The organism is Streptomyces sp. NPDC006193 (assembly GCF_040613915.1).
In the GTDB taxonomy this organism is placed as follows: Bacteria; Actinomycetota; Actinomycetes; order Streptomycetales; family Streptomycetaceae; genus Streptomyces.
Genome location: NZ_JBEXTB010000002.1, coordinates 46,834 through 61,231, shown reverse-complemented (window position 1 = coordinate 61,231; position 14,398 = coordinate 46,834). Strand labels below are relative to the sequence as shown.

The following is a 14,398-nucleotide window of genomic DNA, read 5'->3' as shown; positions in this document are numbered from 1 at the left end:
CCCGGCCGCCTTAGCGGAAAGGCTTCTTCCACTTCAGGTCAATTCATCACGAGTGGTGACCGGGCCCGCGCGTCATGTGATGTGCTGGGACCGACCACGCCGTTGGCAAGAGCTCGCGACATACGACAGCACGGTCGAACCCCGCGAGCACACCGAGCGGCGTTCCGGACACGTTCCACACACGTGCCCAGCACATCCGAGCGTCTTCGAGCACGCACGGAACGACCCGAGCACCACCGAGACAGGACACGGGGGGCCTGAGGGAGGGGAGCGACCATGGCCTCGGACCACGTCCGCCGCTGGGAGTCCGGAGCACTCGCGCACGCCGTCACGGACCCCTTCGGGCAGGGTCCTCTGCCCTGGCTGCGCGGCAGCGAGACGTACTTCGACGACACCGGTCACGTCGTCCCCTGGTACGTCGAGCCCGCTCCGCCGCAGCATTCCGGCGCGGCCGGCGCGCGCGTCCCCGCACCCCGGCCGGCCGGCGCCGGCCTGCGCTCGGCCGACGACGTGCACCGCCAGATCAAGGGGTTCACCTCCACCGGCGCGGTGGCGCCCGGCGAGGCGATCGACTTCCACATCACGGTGGACCCGCCGCAGGAGTTCGGCGTCGACATCTACCGCATCGGCCACTACGGCGGCGACGGCGCCGCCAAGATCACCACGAGTCCGCGGCTGTCCGGCATCGTCCAGCCCGCGCCGCTGGCCGCCGACCGCACGGTCTCCTGCCACCACTGGTGGCTGTCCTGGCGCCTGCAGGTGCCCTCCCACTGGAGCATCGGCGCCTACGTGGCCGTCCTCACCACCGCCGACGGCTACCGCTCCCACGTGCCGTTCACGGTCCGCGACGACCACCCCGCCGACCTGCTCCTGCTGCTGCCGGACATCACCTGGCAGGCGTACAACCTCTACCCGGAGGACGGCCGCACCGGCGCCAGCCTGTACCACGCGTGGGACGAGGAGGGCCGGCTGCTCGGCGAGGCCGGCGCGGCGACCACGGTCTCCTTCGACCGCCCCTACGCGGGCGCGGGCCTGCCCCTGCACGTCGGCCACGCCTACGACTTCATCCGCTGGGCCGAGCGCTACGGCTACGACCTCGCCTACGCCGAGGCCCGCGACCTGCACGCCGGCCGCGTCGATCCGGCCCGCTACCGGGGCCTGGTCTTCCCCGGCCACGACGAGTACTGGTCCGTGCGGATGCGCCGCGCGGTCGAGGACGCCCGCGACCGCGGCACCTCGCTGGTGTTCCTGTCCGCCAACACCATGTACTGGCGGGTGGAGCTGGGCCCCTCCCCGTCCGGCGTGCCCGACCGGCTGCTGACCTGCCGCAAGCGCAAGGGCCCGGGGAAACCGGTGCTGTGGCGGGAGGTCGACCGGCCCGAGCAGCAGCTGCTCGGCATCCAGTACGCGGGCCGGGTGCCCGAGCCGCATCCGCTGGTCGTCCGCAACGGCGGCCACTGGCTGTGGGAGGGGACCGGCGCCCACGAGGGCGACGAGATCGAGGGCCTGGTCGCCGGCGAGGCGGACCGTTACTTCCCGCGCACCCCGCTGCCCGAGCACGACGAGCGCATCCTGCTCGCCCACTCCCCCTACACCGACGCCGACGGCGTCCTGCGCCACCAGGACACCTCCCTCTACCGCGCCCCCTCCGGCGCCTGGGTCTTCGCCTCCGGCACCTTCGCCTGGTCCCCGGCGCTGGACCGCCCCGGCCATGTCGACCCCCGCGTCCAGCGGGCCACGGCCAACCTGCTGGACCGCATCTGCAAACGCGACTGACCGCGGCCGACCCCCCGCACGCGTCCCCCCGCCCCCGTACGGGAGAATCGAGGCACTTGGGGCCGCCCGTCGCCCGTACCGCCCGGTCCGGGCCTCGCGGGCGCCCCGCTGGATGCAACCACGGGGAGGAACCGTGTCCGGATTCGTGGAGAAGCCCGAGCCGATCGAGGTTCCGGGCCTGGTGCACCTGCACACCGGGAAGGTGCGCGACCTGTACCGGAACGAGGCGGGCGACCTCGTGATGGTCGCCAGCGACCGCATCTCCGCCTTCGACTGGGTGCTGCCCACCCGGATCCCGGACAAGGGCCGCATCCTCACCCAGCTCTCCCTGTGGTGGTTCGACCGGCTGCGCGACCTGGCCCCCAACCATGTGATCAGCACGGAGGCCCCCGAGGGCGCCCCCGCCGACTGGGCGGGCCGCACCCTGGTCTGCAAGTCGCTGGACATGGTCCCGGTGGAGTGCGTGGCCCGCGGCTACCTCACCGGCTCGGGCCTGCTCGAGTACCGGGAGTCCCGCACGGTCTGCGGGCTCGCCCTGCCCGAAGGGCTCGTGGACGGCTCGGAGCTCCCCGCCCCGATCTTCACCCCGGCCACCAAGGCCGAGGTCGGCGAGCACGACGAGAACGTCTCCTACGAGGAGGTGGCCCGCCAGGTCGGCGCGGAGACCGCCGCCCAGCTGCGCCAGGCCACCCTCGCCGTGTACTCCCGGGCCCGGGACATCGCCCGCGACCGGGGGATCGTCCTGGCCGACACCAAGTTCGAGTTCGGCTTCGACGGGGACGCGCTCGTCCTGGCCGACGAGGTCCTCACCCCCGACTCCTCCCGGTTCTGGCCGGCCGACCAGTGGGAGCCGGGCCGGGCGCAGCCCTCGTACGACAAGCAGTTCGTGCGCGACTGGCTGACCTCCGCGGAGTCCGGCTGGGACCGCAGGAGCGAGCAGCCCCCGCCGCCGCTGCCCGAGCACGTCGTGGCGGCGACCCGGGCGAAGTACGTGGAGGCGTACGAGCGCCTGACCGGCACCAGCTGGTCGTAGCCGGTCGCCCCGGCGGACCCGGCCGCCCCCGGTGTCCGCCGGGGGCGGCGCGAGCCGCCGGTGTCCGCCGGGGGCCGCGCGAGAAGCCCCCGGCGCTCCGGCCGGGGAGACGCGAAAAGCCCCCGGCCGGAACCGGGGGCTTTCTCGCGTGGAGCGGACGACGAGGCTCGAACTCGCGACCTCAACCTTGGCAAGGTTGCGCTCTACCAACTGAGCTACGTCCGCGTTGCGCCGTGGCGCGAGAGCAACTATACCCAACCTCGTTCGCGGGCGAGACGCACCGCCGCGTGCCGGTTGTCGGCGCCGAGCTTCGTGACGGCCGAGGAGAGGTAGTTGCGCACGGTCCCCGGAGACAGGGCGGCCCGCTCGGCGATCTCCGCGACGGGCGCGCCGTCGGCGGCCAGCTCCAGCACCTCGGCCTCCCGCGCGGTCAGCGGCGAGTCCCCGGCGGAGATCGCGTCGGCGGCCAACTCCGGGTCGACGTAACGGTTCCCGGCGTGCACGGTCCGGATGATCTCGGCGAGCCGCTGCGCGCTGACGGTCTTCGGGACGAACCCCCGCACACCGGCCGCGAGCGCCCGTTTCAGGTGCCCCGGCCGTCCGTGCCCGGTGACGATCAGCACCCGGCAGCCGGGCAGCTCGGCCCGCAGGGATGTGGCGACCTTCACACCGTCGGCCCCGGGCATCTGCAGGTCCAGCACGGCCACGTCGGGCCGGTGCGCCCGGGCCATCGCCAGGGCCTCGGGACCGCTCGCCGCCTCCGCGACGACCAGCAGATCGTCCTCCAGGGAGAGCAGCGCGGCCAGCGCGCCCCGGATCAGGTGCTCGTCGTCGGCGAGCAGGAGCCGCACCCGGGCGCTCACGAGGCGACTCCTTCCACCGGCGCCAGGGGTACCTGAGCCACCACCCGGAACCGGTCCCGGCCGTCGCCGACCACGCCCGCCTCCAGGGTCCCGTCCACGGCGGCCAGCCGTTCCCGCAGCCCGGCGAGCCCCGTGCCGCCACCCGCCCGCACCGCCGCCCCGGCCGCGCCCGCCGCCCCGGCCTCGGCGTCCGGCACGCCGTCGTTCTCCACCGTCAGCACCGCCCGCCCCTCTCGCACCGTCAACCCCACCTCGCACCGGCCCGCGTCCCCGTGCCGCAGCACGTTCGTGGTCGCCTCGCGCACCACCCAGCCGAGCGCGGACTGCACCTCGGCAGGCAGGCCACCGGTCTCCGCGCGGACCGCGCAGTCGATCCCGGCCGCCGCCAGCACCCCCTGGGCGCCGGCGAGTTCGGCGCCGAGGTCCGCTTCGCGGTAGCCGCGGACCACGGCCCGCACCTCGCGCTGCGACTCCTGCGCGATGCGCTGGACCTCCACCATCTGTTCCACGGCCTCCGGCCTTCCGCGCCGCGCCAGTTGCACGGCCAGCTCGCTCTTGAGCGAGATGACGGACAGGTTCCGCCCCAGCACGTCGTGCAGATCGCGTCCGAACCGCAGCCGTTCCTCGGCGACGGCGAGCCGCGCCTCGACCTCGCGGGCCCGCTCCGCCTCCCACAGCGCGGACAGGGTCCAGGCGCCGCAGCGGCAGGCGAGCAGGGAGAACGCCGCCCCGAAGGCGGTGACCAGGCCGGTCGCGAGGAGGCCGGGGCCGCTGCGGTCGGCGAGCCCGAACGCGCCCACGAGCAGCACCGCGAGCACCGCGGCCTGACGCAGGAACACCCGTACGGGCACCGTGAGCCCGTACAGCAGCCCGAACGGCAGCACGGAGGCGCCGATGGCCAGCCGGACCGCCACCGGCTCGGCGGCGTCCAGCGCCGCGAGGGCCACGAGCAGGGCCAGCGCCAGCCCCATCAGGGCGGCCGGGACGCGGTGCGCGCCGGCCGGCAGCGGTGCGCGCCCCAGGTAGTGGTCGAGCGCGGACCGGGTGAGCCGGTTGGAGAGCGCGCACTGCAGGGTCGCCACCAGGGCCAGCGAGGCGCCGAGGACGTGCGCCGCGGGCCGGTGGCCGAGCCCGCCGGCCAGGGGCAGCAGCAGCCAGCAGAGGGAGAAGAACCAGGTGGAGACGTACCAGGTGACGACGGTGTACAGCTCGACCCGTTCGGTCTTGCTGCGCTCCCGCCAGTGCCGCTGCTGCCACCGCCGTAGCCGTCCCACCATGTGCGCCCCCCGTCCCTCAGCGCCGCGGCTCCCACCGGAACCACCGCCCTACAGCAAACACCGCCAGCACGGTCCAGGCCAGTGCGGTCACGAGGGCGCCGAGGGCCTCGTACGCGCTCAGCCGGCCGGTCCAGCCCGCCCGGACGAGCCGGATCGCGGCGGACAGCGGGAGCAGTTCGCAGACGGAGGCGAGCCTGGCCGGCATGGCCTCGGTGGGGAACATGATCCCCGAGCCGATCATCGACACGAACACCAGCGGCAGCGAGGTGACCTGGCCGCTCTCCACGGTCCGGGTGAAGGACGCGGTGAGCGCGGCGAGCGCGGCGCTCAGCACCAGCCCGGCCAGCAGCCCCAGCAGCGCCAGGTGCGGCGCCTTGGGCGCCCCGGCGTGCAGCAGGACCGCGCATCCGGCGCACAGCACCAGCGCCTGGGCGAGGCCCAGGGCCAGGGCGGGCAGGGCGGTCCCGGTGAGGATCTCGCCGTCGGTCAGCTCGCCGGTGCGCAGCCGCTTCAGGACGAGGTCCTCGCGCCGCGCGACGTAGGCGTTGACCAGCGAGGTGTAGACGGCGAAGAGGAAGGAGAAGCCGATGGCGGCGGTCAGCATGGCCGTCCCCATGCTCAGTCCCTGCTTCTCCAGGTCGAGTTGGTCGAGGGCCGGCCGCACGCTGAACGGCAGCGCGAGCGGCACGACGAGCGCGGTGAACACGACGCCGCGGTTGCGGCCGAGGAGGGCGAACTCCGCCCTCGCCAGCGCCCGCAGCCGCCGTAGGGAGGGCGTGAGGGCGCCCGGGATCACGCCGCTCATGCCGCCGCCTCCGTCCCCGGCTCGAGGCTCCGTCCGGCCGCGGGGACTCCCGTCCGGGCGATGCCGAGGAACGCCTCCTCCAGGGACGCCGAGCGCACGTCCAGTCCGCGCAGTTCGACGCCGGCCCGTTCGGCCCAGGCGAGGACGGCGGTGGCGGTCCGCTGGAGTTCGCGGGTGCGCAGCCGTACGACCCTGCCGTCGCTCTCGTGCCCGCACACGCCGAGCTCGGCGAGGGGCGGCAGGTCGCCGAGGTGGTACCCGTCGGGCAGTTCGAAGGACATCCGGGAGGGGCGGCCGGCGGTGACCTCGGCCGGGGTGCCGGAGGCGGCGATGCGGCCCTCGTGGAGGATGGCGAGCCGGTCGGCGAGGCCCTCGGCCTCCTCCAGGTAGTGCGTGGTGAGCAGGACGGTCGTGCCCGTCTCCCGCAGTTGCCGCACCAACGTCCAGGTGTCCCGGCGGCCCTCCGCGTCGAGCCCGGTCGTCGGCTCGTCGAGGAACAGCACCTCGGGGTCGCCGAGCAGCGCGAGCGCCAGGTCCAGGCGCCGCCGCTCGCCGCCGGAGAGCTGCTTGACCCGCACCCGGTGCTTGCCCGCGAGCCCGACCAGCTCCAGCGCCTGCCCCTCCGGCCGGGCCCCGCTGGTGCATCCCGCCCACATCCGGGCGGTCTCGGCGACGGTCAGCTCGGCGGGGAACCCGCCCTCCTGGAGCATCACTCCGGTGCGGGGGCGTACGGCGGCCCGCTCCCGGTACGGGTCGTGGCCGAGGACCCGTACCCGGCCGCCGGCCGGCGCGGCCAGACCTTCCAGCAGTTCCACGGTGGAGGTCTTGCCGGCGCCGTTGGTGCCCAGCAGGGCGAAGATCTCGCCGCGTGCCACGGAGAAGGTGATGCCGCGCACCGCCTCGAACCCGCCCCCGTAGACACGTGTGAGGTCGGTGACCTCGATCACGTGCTCGTGTCCGTCGATGTCCATGAGGACAGCGTCCCGGCGGCGCGGCCGGACGGGCAGTGTGCGGTGTCATTTTCCCGGCATGACAAATGTCAGAGCGGCCGGACGACGAAAGAACCCCGGTCCGAGGGACCGGGGTTCTTCTTCCCGAGCGGACGACGAGGCTCGAACTCGCGACCTCAACCTTGGCAAGGTTGCGCTCTACCAACTGAGCTACGTCCGCGCTGCTCCCGACCGGCTCCCACCGATCGGTGCGAGCACCAGCCTACCTGATCCACAGGAATGGTCGGTACGGCGGTGCAGAGCGGGTGACAGGAATCGCACACTGCGCCTTCCCCCTGGAAGGGGGATGTTCTACTACTGAACTACACCCGCACGGTCCGTGGGATCCGGCCCTGCGGCCTCGCCCCTCGGCGTGTCCCAGACATTAGCCGATCACCCGGGGGGTCGCGCAAGTCGGTTCCGCCGTGCCCCCGTCCGTCCCAAGTGCACGGTCCCCAGGGCCCGCTGACGGACCCTGAGGACTCGCCCCTTCGCGGGCTCACTGCGCGGCGCTGAACGCCTCGTAGACCTTCTTCGGGATGCGTCCGCGTGCCGGGACGTCCATCTTGTTGGCCTGGGCCCAGGCGCGGACGGCCGCCGGGTCGGGCGCGACCTCCGTCTGCCGGTACGCCTTGCCGGACCGCGACCGCTTGCGGCCGGCCTCGACGTAGGGCGCGAGCGCCTTGCGCAGTTTCTTGGCGTTGGTTTCGTTCAGGTCGATCTCGTACGACTTGCCGTCGAGTCCGAAGGCGATCGTCTCCGCCGCTTCCGAGCCGTCGATATCGTCGAAGAGAGTGACCACGACCTTTTGCGCCACGAATATCGGTCCCTTCGTGCGGCACGTCGCTACAGCTCACCGCCGAGGACGTGCCGAGTATCGGCTATTGCCAATTCATTTGTACAGTGCCCGGCAATGCAAAGTGAAGCCCGACTAAATCCCCCCGCGTGTCCCAGCACAATACGCGGGCCGGGAGGACGGACGAACTTTCCCAGAACTTTTCGGAAGCGTGCCGGTTCGACACCCGATCGTGATGCGGCTCACGTGCTTTCCTCCAACTCTACTCGCGTAGAAATTTTGTGCGGGTAGTCTGAAGGGACCTGCTCAGCACCACACACCGGGAGTGCCAGTGGCACGCGTCGTAGTCGACGTCATGCTCAAGCCGGAGATCCTCGACCCCCAGGGCCAGGCGGTCCAGCGAGCGCTGCCGCGTCTGGGTTTCGAAGGGATCTCGGACGTCCGCCAGGGAAAGCGTTTCGAACTGGAAGTCGACGGGCCGGTCGACGAGGCCGCGCTCGCCCGCATCCGCGATCTTGCGGAATCCTTCCTCGCCAACACCGTGATCGAGGACTTCACCGTCCGGGTCGACGAAGTCGCGGAGGCGGCGAAGTGACCGCTCGTATTGGCGTCGTCACTTTCCCGGGCAGCCTGGACGACCGGGACACGCAGCGCGCGATCCGCATCGCCGGGGCGGAACCCGTCGCCCTCTGGCACAAGGACAAGGACCTCAAGCAGGTCGACGCCGTCGTGCTGTGCGGCGGCTTCTCCTACGGCGACTACCTGCGGGCCGGCGCCATCGCCCGGTTCTCGCCGGTGATGGAGCCGATCGTCGAGCAGGCGAAGGCCGGTCTGCCGGTCCTCGGCATCTGCAACGGCTTCCAGATCCTCACCGAGGCGCACCTCCTCCCGGGCGCGATGCTCGGCAACGACCACCTCCACTTCATCTGCCGCGACCAGAAGCTGCGGGTGGAGAACGCGGAGACCGCCTGGACCGGCGACTACCGCGCCGGCCAGGAGATCCACATCCCGCTGAAGAACATGGACGGCCGGTACGTCGCCGACCGGTACACCCTGGACAAGCTGGAGGCCGAGGGCCGGGTCGCCTTCCGGTACCTCGACTTCAACCCCAACGGCTCGCTCAACGACATCGCCGGCATCACCAACGAGGCCGGCAACGTCGTCGGCCTCATGCCGCACCCCGAGCACGCCGTCGAGCCGCTGATCGGTACGGGCCGTACCGACGGGCTGCCGTTCTTCACCTCGATCCTCAAGAAGCTGGTCAACGCATGAGCCGGACGCCTCTGGACACGGTCGAGCACGCGGCCGCGACCCCCGACGTCGAGCTGCCCTGGGCCGAACTCGGCCTGAAGAAGGACGAGTACGAGCGGGTGGTGGAGATCCTCGGCCGCCGCCCGACCGGCGCCGAACTCGCCATGTACTCGGTCATGTGGTCCGAGCACTGCTCGTACAAGTCCTCCAAGGTCCACCTGCGCCAGTTCGGCGAGAAGGCGCCCCGGTCGGACGCGCTGCTCGTCGGCATCGGCGAGAACGCCGGCGTGGTGGACGTCGGCCAGGGCTACGCGGTCACCTTCAAGGTCGAGTCGCACAACCACCCCTCCTACGTCGAGCCCTACCAGGGCGCGGCCACGGGCGTCGGCGGCATCGTCCGCGACATCATCGCGATGGGCGCGCGCCCGGTCGCGGTCGTCGACCCGCTGCGGTTCGGCGCGGCCGACCACCCCGACACCAAGCGCGTCCTGCCGGGCGTGGTCGCGGGCATCGGCGGCTACGGCAACTGCCTGGGCCTGCCCAACATCGGCGGCGAGGTCGTCTTCGACGCCTGCTACCAGGGCAACCCGCTGGTCAACGCCGGCGCCATCGGTGTGATGCGGCACGAGGACATCCACCTCGCCAAGGCCTCCGGCGCCGGCAACAAGGTCGTACTCTACGGCGCCCGCACCGGCGGCGACGGCATCGGCGGCGCCTCGATCCTCGCCTCCGAGACCTTCGACGACGCCAAGCCGTCCAAGCGCCCCGCGGTCCAGGTCGGCGACCCCTTCCAGGAGAAGCTCCTCATCGAGTGCACCCTGGAGGCGTTCCGGGAGAAGCTGGTCGTCGGCATCCAGGACCTCGGCGCCGCCGGCCTGTCCTGCGCCACCTCCGAGCTGGCCTCCAACGGCTCCGGCGGCATGCGCGTCACCCTGGACGACGTCCCGCTGCGCGACTCCACGCTCTCGCCCGAGGAGATCCTCATGAGCGAGTCCCAGGAGCGCATGTGCGCGGTCGTGGAGCCGGACAAGGTCGACCGGTTCCTGGAGATCTGCGCCAAGTGGGACGTCATCGCCACCGTGATCGGCGAGGTGACGGACGGCGACCGCCTGGAGATCTACTGGCACGGCGAGAAGATCGTCGATGTGGACCCGCGCACGGTCGCGCACGAGGGCCCGGTCTACGAGCGCCCGTACGCGCGCCCCGAGTGGCAGGACGCCCTCCAGGCCGACGACGCGAACAAGCTGCCGCGCCCGGAGACCTCCGAGGAGCTCAGGGACCAGGTCCTGAAGCTGGTGGCCTCGCCGAACCAGGCGTCCAAGAAGTGGATCACCTCCCAGTACGACCACTTCGTGCAGGGCAACACCGTCCTCGCCCAGCCGGAGGACTCCGGCATGATCCGCGTGGACGAGGAGACCGGTCTCGGCGTCGCGATCGCCACCGACGGCAACGGCCGCTACGCCAAGCTGGACCCGTACACGGGCGCCCAGCTGGCGTTGGCCGAGGCCTACCGGAACGTGGCGACCACCGGCGCCAAGCCGCTCGCCGTCTCCGACTGCCTGAACTTCGGCTCGCCGGAGGACCCGGCGGTGATGTGGCAGTTCGCGGAGGCCGTCCGCGGTCTCGCCGACGGCTGCCTGCAGCTCGGCACCCCGGTGACCGGCGGCAACGTCTCGCTGTACAACCAGACGGGCGAGGCGGCGATCCACCCGACGCCGGTCGTGGCCGTCCTCGGTGTGATCGACGACGTCGCCCGCCGCACCCCGGTCGCCTTCCAGGAGGAGGGCCAGCTGATCTACCTCCTCGGCGACACCCGGGAGGAGTTCGGCGGCTCGGCCTGGTCCCAGGTGATCCACGACCACCTCGGCGGCCTGCCCCCGAAGGTCGACCTGGAGCGCGAGCGGCTGCTGGCCGAGATCCTGATCTCCGCCTCCCGCGACGGCATGATCGACTCCGCGCACGACCTGTCCGACGGCGGTCTGGTCCAGGCGGTCGTGGAGTCCGCGCTGCTCGGCGGCAAGGGCGCCCGCCTGATCGTCCCGGACGGTCTGGACGCCTTCACCTTCCTCTTCTCCGAGTCGGCCGGCCGCGCGATCGTCGCCGTGCCCCGCTCGGAGGAGCTCCGCTTCACCGACATGTGCGGTGCGCGCGGCCTGCCGGCCACCCGGATCGGCGTCGTGGACGGAGACGCGGTGGAGGTCCAGGGCGAGTTCACGCTCTCCCTCGCCGAGCTGCGCGAGGCCCACGAGCGGACGATCCCGGCCCTGCTGGCGTAACCGCCGCGGCCTCCCGCAGGCCCTGCCCGGACCGCCGGGCGGGGCCTGCGCGCGCGTCGGCGCCGGGCGCGGCCGCCACCGCGCGCGAGGGCGTCCGGGTGAGGCGCGCACCCCGCTGAAGCGCCCGCCCGCGCAGGCATAAGGTCACTCCCATGCCCCAGGCCAAGAAGCGCGCCCGCAGCTATGACCCCGACCGGACCCGCGCCGCGGTCCTCGCCCAGTTCGGCAACGTACGGGAGGCCGTACGCGGCCTCGCACCCGAGCAGCTCGCCCTGCCGACCCGGCTCGGCGACTGGACCGTGCGGGACCTGATCGCGCACATCGGCATGGCCCTCACCGCCGTGCACCGCGCCCTGGACCGGCCGGCCCCGCCCCGGCAGGACGCCCAGCCGCTCGACTGGCCCTTCGCGACCGCCGGCAGCGCCGCCGCGATCGCCGGCTTCACCCGCGAGCTGGCCGCGGAACACCCCGACCTCGACGCCTACCTCGGTGACATCGACCGGAGCCTGCGCGCCCTGCTCGCCGAGCACCCCGGCGGGCGGCTCCTGGCGACCAACGCGGGCGCGATGCCGCTGGACGACTACCTGGTCACCCGGACCGTCGAGCTGGTCGTCCACACCGACGACCTGAACGCGGCCGTCCCCGGCCTGGAGGCGCCCTGCGACCGGCAGGCCCTGGCCGCCGCCACCCGGCTGCTCGCCGACGCCCTCGCCGTGAAGGCGCCCGGCGGCTCGACCGAGGTGCGGGTGCCGCCGTACGCCGTCGTGCAGTGCGTCGAGGGCCCCCGGCACACCCGCGGCACCCCGCCCAACGTCGTGGAGACCGACCCGCTCACCTGGATCCGGCTGGCCACGGGGCGGGTGGCGTGGAAGGACGCCGTCGCCGGGGCGAAGGTCAGCGCCAGCGGGGAGCGGGCGGACCTCGGGGGACTGCTGCCGGTGATGTCGTAGGCCGCCCGGCCCGCGCGCCGGAGGGGAACCGGTCCTACCGCTCGCCCGTCGAACCCGTATGAACCGGTACAAGCAGCGCCTGACTCTGACGGCGGCCACCGTGCTCCTGCCGTTCGCGGTGGCCTGCGGCGGCGAGAAGGGGGACAGTGGTGCGGTGGGCCGGCAGGAGGTGACCGGGATCGACTGGCGGGTCGACGGCATCACCGCCGGCGGCTCCGACCGGCACGCGCCCGCGGCCGCCCGCCTCCGCATCGACGAGGACGGCAGGGCGGCGGGCAACCTCGGCTGCAACCACTTCAGCGCCCGGGCCACCGTGCGCGGGGACCGGATCACCTTCGGAGACCTGCGCACCACCAGGATGGCCTGCGACCGGGAGCGGATGGACTTCGAGCGCACCCTCGCCCGCATCCTCACCACCGGCACGCTCCGCGCCGAGACCGGCGCGTCGAAGCTGACGCTCACCGACGGCGACGGCGACCGCGTCCACCTCAGCCGCGGCCCGGCGCGGGAGAGCCGCGGGGCACCGGAGAGGCCCGGCGCACCGGAGAGCCCCGGCGCGTCCGGGACGCCGTAGCGCTCGGGGACGCCGTAGCGCTCGGGGACGCCCGTGGCGCGCCGGAGGCCCGCGGAGGCCGGCTGGTGTGCGACACCTCACTCAGGCCCGCCGGGAAGGTCCCCAGGACCGGACCGTGGGAGCGCGCCCGGACGTCGGCCGGCGCGGACGCACCGCGCTGACCTGGAAAGACGCAGAAACACCCAAGGTGATCGCGGTCGCGCCGTCGGCGAGGACCACGTATCCCCAATTCGGACCAGTGGACGATCTCGCCTACACTCGATGGCGTGCCACGTGGTGACGGTCGACTCAATCACGATCTGCTTCCCGGCGAAAAGGGCCCCCAGGACGCTTGCGGCGTCTTCGGTGTCTGGGCTCCGGGTGAAGAGGTCGCAAAGCTCACGTACTTCGGGCTCTACGCCCTCCAGCACCGGGGCCAGGAATCCGCGGGCATCGCGGTCAGCAACGGCTCCCAGATCCTCGTCTTCAAGGACATGGGCCTGGTCTCCCAGGTCTTCGACGAGACCTCGCTCGGTTCGCTCCAGGGTCACATCGCGGTCGGACACGCCCGTTACTCGACCACCGGCGCCTCCGTGTGGGAGAACGCCCAGCCGACGTTCCGCGCCACCGCGCACGGCTCGATCGCGCTCGGCCACAACGGCAACCTGGTCAACACGGCGCAGCTCGCCGAGATGGTCGCCGACCTGCCGAACGACAACAACAGCCGCTCCACCCGGGTCGCGGCCACCAACGACACCGACCTGCTGACGGCTCTGCTGGCCGCCCAGGTCGACGAGGACGGCAAGCCGCTGACCATCGAGGAGGCGGCCCACCAGGTCCTCCCCCAGGTCCGCGGGGCCTTCTCGCTCGTCTTCATGGACGAGCACACCCTCTACGCCGCCCGTGACCCGCAGGGCATCCGCCCGCTGGTGCTCGGCCGGCTGGAGCGCGGCTGGGTGGTCGCCTCCGAGACCGCCGCCCTGGACATCACCGGCGCGAGCTTCGTGCGGGAGATCGAGCCGGGCGAGTTCGTCGCCGTCGACGAGAACGGCCTGCGCAGCTCCCGATTCGCGGAAGCGAAGCCCAAGGGCTGTGTCTTCGAGTACGTGTACCTGGCCCGTCCGGACACCGACATCGCCGGCCGGAACGTGTACCTCTCCCGCGTCGAGATGGGCCGCCGCCTGGCGAAGGAGGCGCCCGTCGAGGCCGACCTGGTCATAGCGACCCCGGAGTCCGGCACCCCGGCCGCCATCGGCTACGCGGAGGCCTCCGGGATCCCCTTCGGCAACGGCCTGGTGAAGAACGCCTACGTCGGCCGGACCTTCATCCAGCCCTCGCAGACGATCCGCCAGCTGGGCATCCGCCTGAAGCTGAACCCGCTGAAGGAAGTCATCAAGGGCAAGCGCCTGGTCGTCGTGGACGACTCCATCGTGCGCGGCAACACCCAGCGGGCCCTGGTGCGCATGCTCCGCGAGGCGGGCGCCGCCGAGGTCCACATCCGGATCTCCTCCCCGCCCGTGAAGTGGCCCTGCTTCTTCGGCATCGACTTCGCCACGCGCGCGGAGCTGATCGCCAACGGCATGACCATCGAGGAGATCGGCACCAGCCTGGGCGCCGACTCCCTGGCCTACATCTCCATCGACGGCATGATCGAGGCGACCACGATCGCCAAGCCGAACCTCTGCCGCGCCTGCTTCGACGGCGAGTACCCGATGGAGCTGCCGGACCCGGAGCTGCTCGGCAAGCAGCTGCTGGAGACCGAGCTGGCCGCGGGCCCGGCCGCCACGGCCGCGACCGACGCGATCCGCCGCCCGTAACCCCCGCTGTTT

At 72.6% G+C, this 14,398-nt stretch carries 13 protein-coding genes and 3 tRNA genes; 8 read left to right on the top strand and 8 right to left on the bottom strand.

The window, feature by feature from the left end; translation table 11 throughout:
• Nucleotides 1-276 precede the first annotated feature (276 nt).
• Together ABZ261_RS02015 and ABZ261_RS02010 are read left to right on the top strand one after the other, a co-directional pair.
• Entirely contained in the window at nucleotides 277-1,776 is a 1,500-nt protein-coding gene (locus ABZ261_RS02015) for a N,N-dimethylformamidase beta subunit family domain-containing protein (protein WP_356854629.1), read from the top strand.
• A gap of 133 nt (nucleotides 1,777-1,909) precedes the next feature.
• The gene (locus tag ABZ261_RS02010) at nucleotides 1,910-2,809 is read left to right on the top strand and encodes a phosphoribosylaminoimidazolesuccinocarboxamide synthase (RefSeq protein ID WP_356854628.1); all 900 of its coding nucleotides are present in this window, start codon (nucleotides 1,910-1,912) and stop codon (nucleotides 2,807-2,809) included.
• 149 nt (nucleotides 2,810-2,958) lie between these two features.
• Here the strand turns inward: ABZ261_RS02010 and ABZ261_RS02005 are convergent.
• From ABZ261_RS02005 to ABZ261_RS01970, 8 genes are all read right to left on the bottom strand, one after another.
• Nucleotides 2,959-3,034: transfer RNA gene (locus tag ABZ261_RS02005), tRNA-Gly, on the bottom strand.
• Between the two features lie 23 nt (nucleotides 3,035-3,057).
• Entirely contained in the window at nucleotides 3,058-3,672 is a 615-nt protein-coding gene (locus ABZ261_RS02000; RefSeq protein ID WP_356854627.1) for a response regulator transcription factor, read from the bottom strand.
• Complete coding sequence (locus ABZ261_RS01995) at nucleotides 3,669-4,949, bottom strand: histidine kinase (RefSeq protein WP_356854626.1); 1,281 nt, start codon at nucleotides 4,947-4,949, stop codon at nucleotides 3,669-3,671. Before ABZ261_RS01995 ends, ABZ261_RS02000 begins: the two co-directional genes overlap by 4 nt.
• 16 nt (nucleotides 4,950-4,965) lie before the next feature.
• A complete protein-coding gene (locus ABZ261_RS01990) occupies nucleotides 4,966-5,754 on the bottom strand; it encodes an ABC transporter permease (RefSeq protein ID WP_356854625.1) in 789 nt (262 codons plus the stop codon).
• On the bottom strand, nucleotides 5,751-6,725 hold the full coding sequence (locus tag ABZ261_RS01985) for an ABC transporter ATP-binding protein (protein ID WP_356854624.1): 975 nt from the start codon (nucleotides 6,723-6,725) through the stop codon (nucleotides 5,751-5,753). Before ABZ261_RS01985 ends, ABZ261_RS01990 begins: the two co-directional genes overlap by 4 nt.
• Nucleotides 6,726-6,851: 126 nt before the next feature.
• Nucleotides 6,852-6,924 (bottom strand) — tRNA-Gly (locus ABZ261_RS01980).
• An 80-nt stretch (nucleotides 6,925-7,004) separates the two neighbouring features.
• Nucleotides 7,005-7,076: transfer RNA gene (locus tag ABZ261_RS01975), tRNA-Gly, on the bottom strand.
• A gap of 166 nt (nucleotides 7,077-7,242) precedes the next feature.
• Nucleotides 7,243-7,560: an Lsr2 family protein gene (locus ABZ261_RS01970; protein WP_351208694.1), complete on the bottom strand. Its 318-nt coding sequence runs from the start codon at nucleotides 7,558-7,560 to the stop codon at nucleotides 7,243-7,245.
• A gap of 310 nt (nucleotides 7,561-7,870) precedes the next feature.
• Between ABZ261_RS01970 and purS the strand changes: the two genes are divergently transcribed.
• The 6 genes from purS (at nucleotide 7,871) to purF (ending at nucleotide 14,386) form a co-directional block, all read left to right on the top strand.
• Nucleotides 7,871-8,134, top strand: coding sequence for a phosphoribosylformylglycinamidine synthase subunit PurS (gene purS, locus ABZ261_RS01965; protein WP_014673609.1), 264 nt, complete (start codon nucleotides 7,871-7,873; stop codon nucleotides 8,132-8,134).
• Nucleotides 8,131-8,811 (top strand): phosphoribosylformylglycinamidine synthase subunit PurQ, encoded by a 681-nt coding sequence (gene purQ, locus ABZ261_RS01960; RefSeq protein WP_356854623.1) that lies wholly within the window; start codon nucleotides 8,131-8,133, stop codon nucleotides 8,809-8,811. The genes purS and purQ overlap by 4 nt, the downstream gene beginning before the upstream one ends.
• Complete coding sequence (gene purL, locus ABZ261_RS01955) at nucleotides 8,808-11,066, top strand: phosphoribosylformylglycinamidine synthase subunit PurL (RefSeq protein ID WP_356854622.1); 2,259 nt, start codon at nucleotides 8,808-8,810, stop codon at nucleotides 11,064-11,066. The genes purQ and purL overlap by 4 nt, the downstream gene beginning before the upstream one ends.
• 152 nt (nucleotides 11,067-11,218) lie before the next feature.
• A complete protein-coding gene (locus ABZ261_RS01950; protein ID WP_356854621.1) occupies nucleotides 11,219-12,016 on the top strand; it encodes a sterol carrier family protein in 798 nt (265 codons plus the stop codon).
• A gap of 58 nt (nucleotides 12,017-12,074) precedes the next feature.
• On the top strand, nucleotides 12,075-12,590 hold the full coding sequence (locus ABZ261_RS01945) for an META domain-containing protein (RefSeq protein ID WP_356854620.1): 516 nt from the start codon (nucleotides 12,075-12,077) through the stop codon (nucleotides 12,588-12,590).
• Between the two features lie 266 nt (nucleotides 12,591-12,856).
• Entirely contained in the window at nucleotides 12,857-14,386 is a 1,530-nt protein-coding gene (gene purF / locus ABZ261_RS01940; RefSeq protein WP_356854619.1) for an amidophosphoribosyltransferase, read from the top strand.
• The last annotated feature ends 12 nt before the right edge of the window (nucleotides 14,387-14,398 follow it).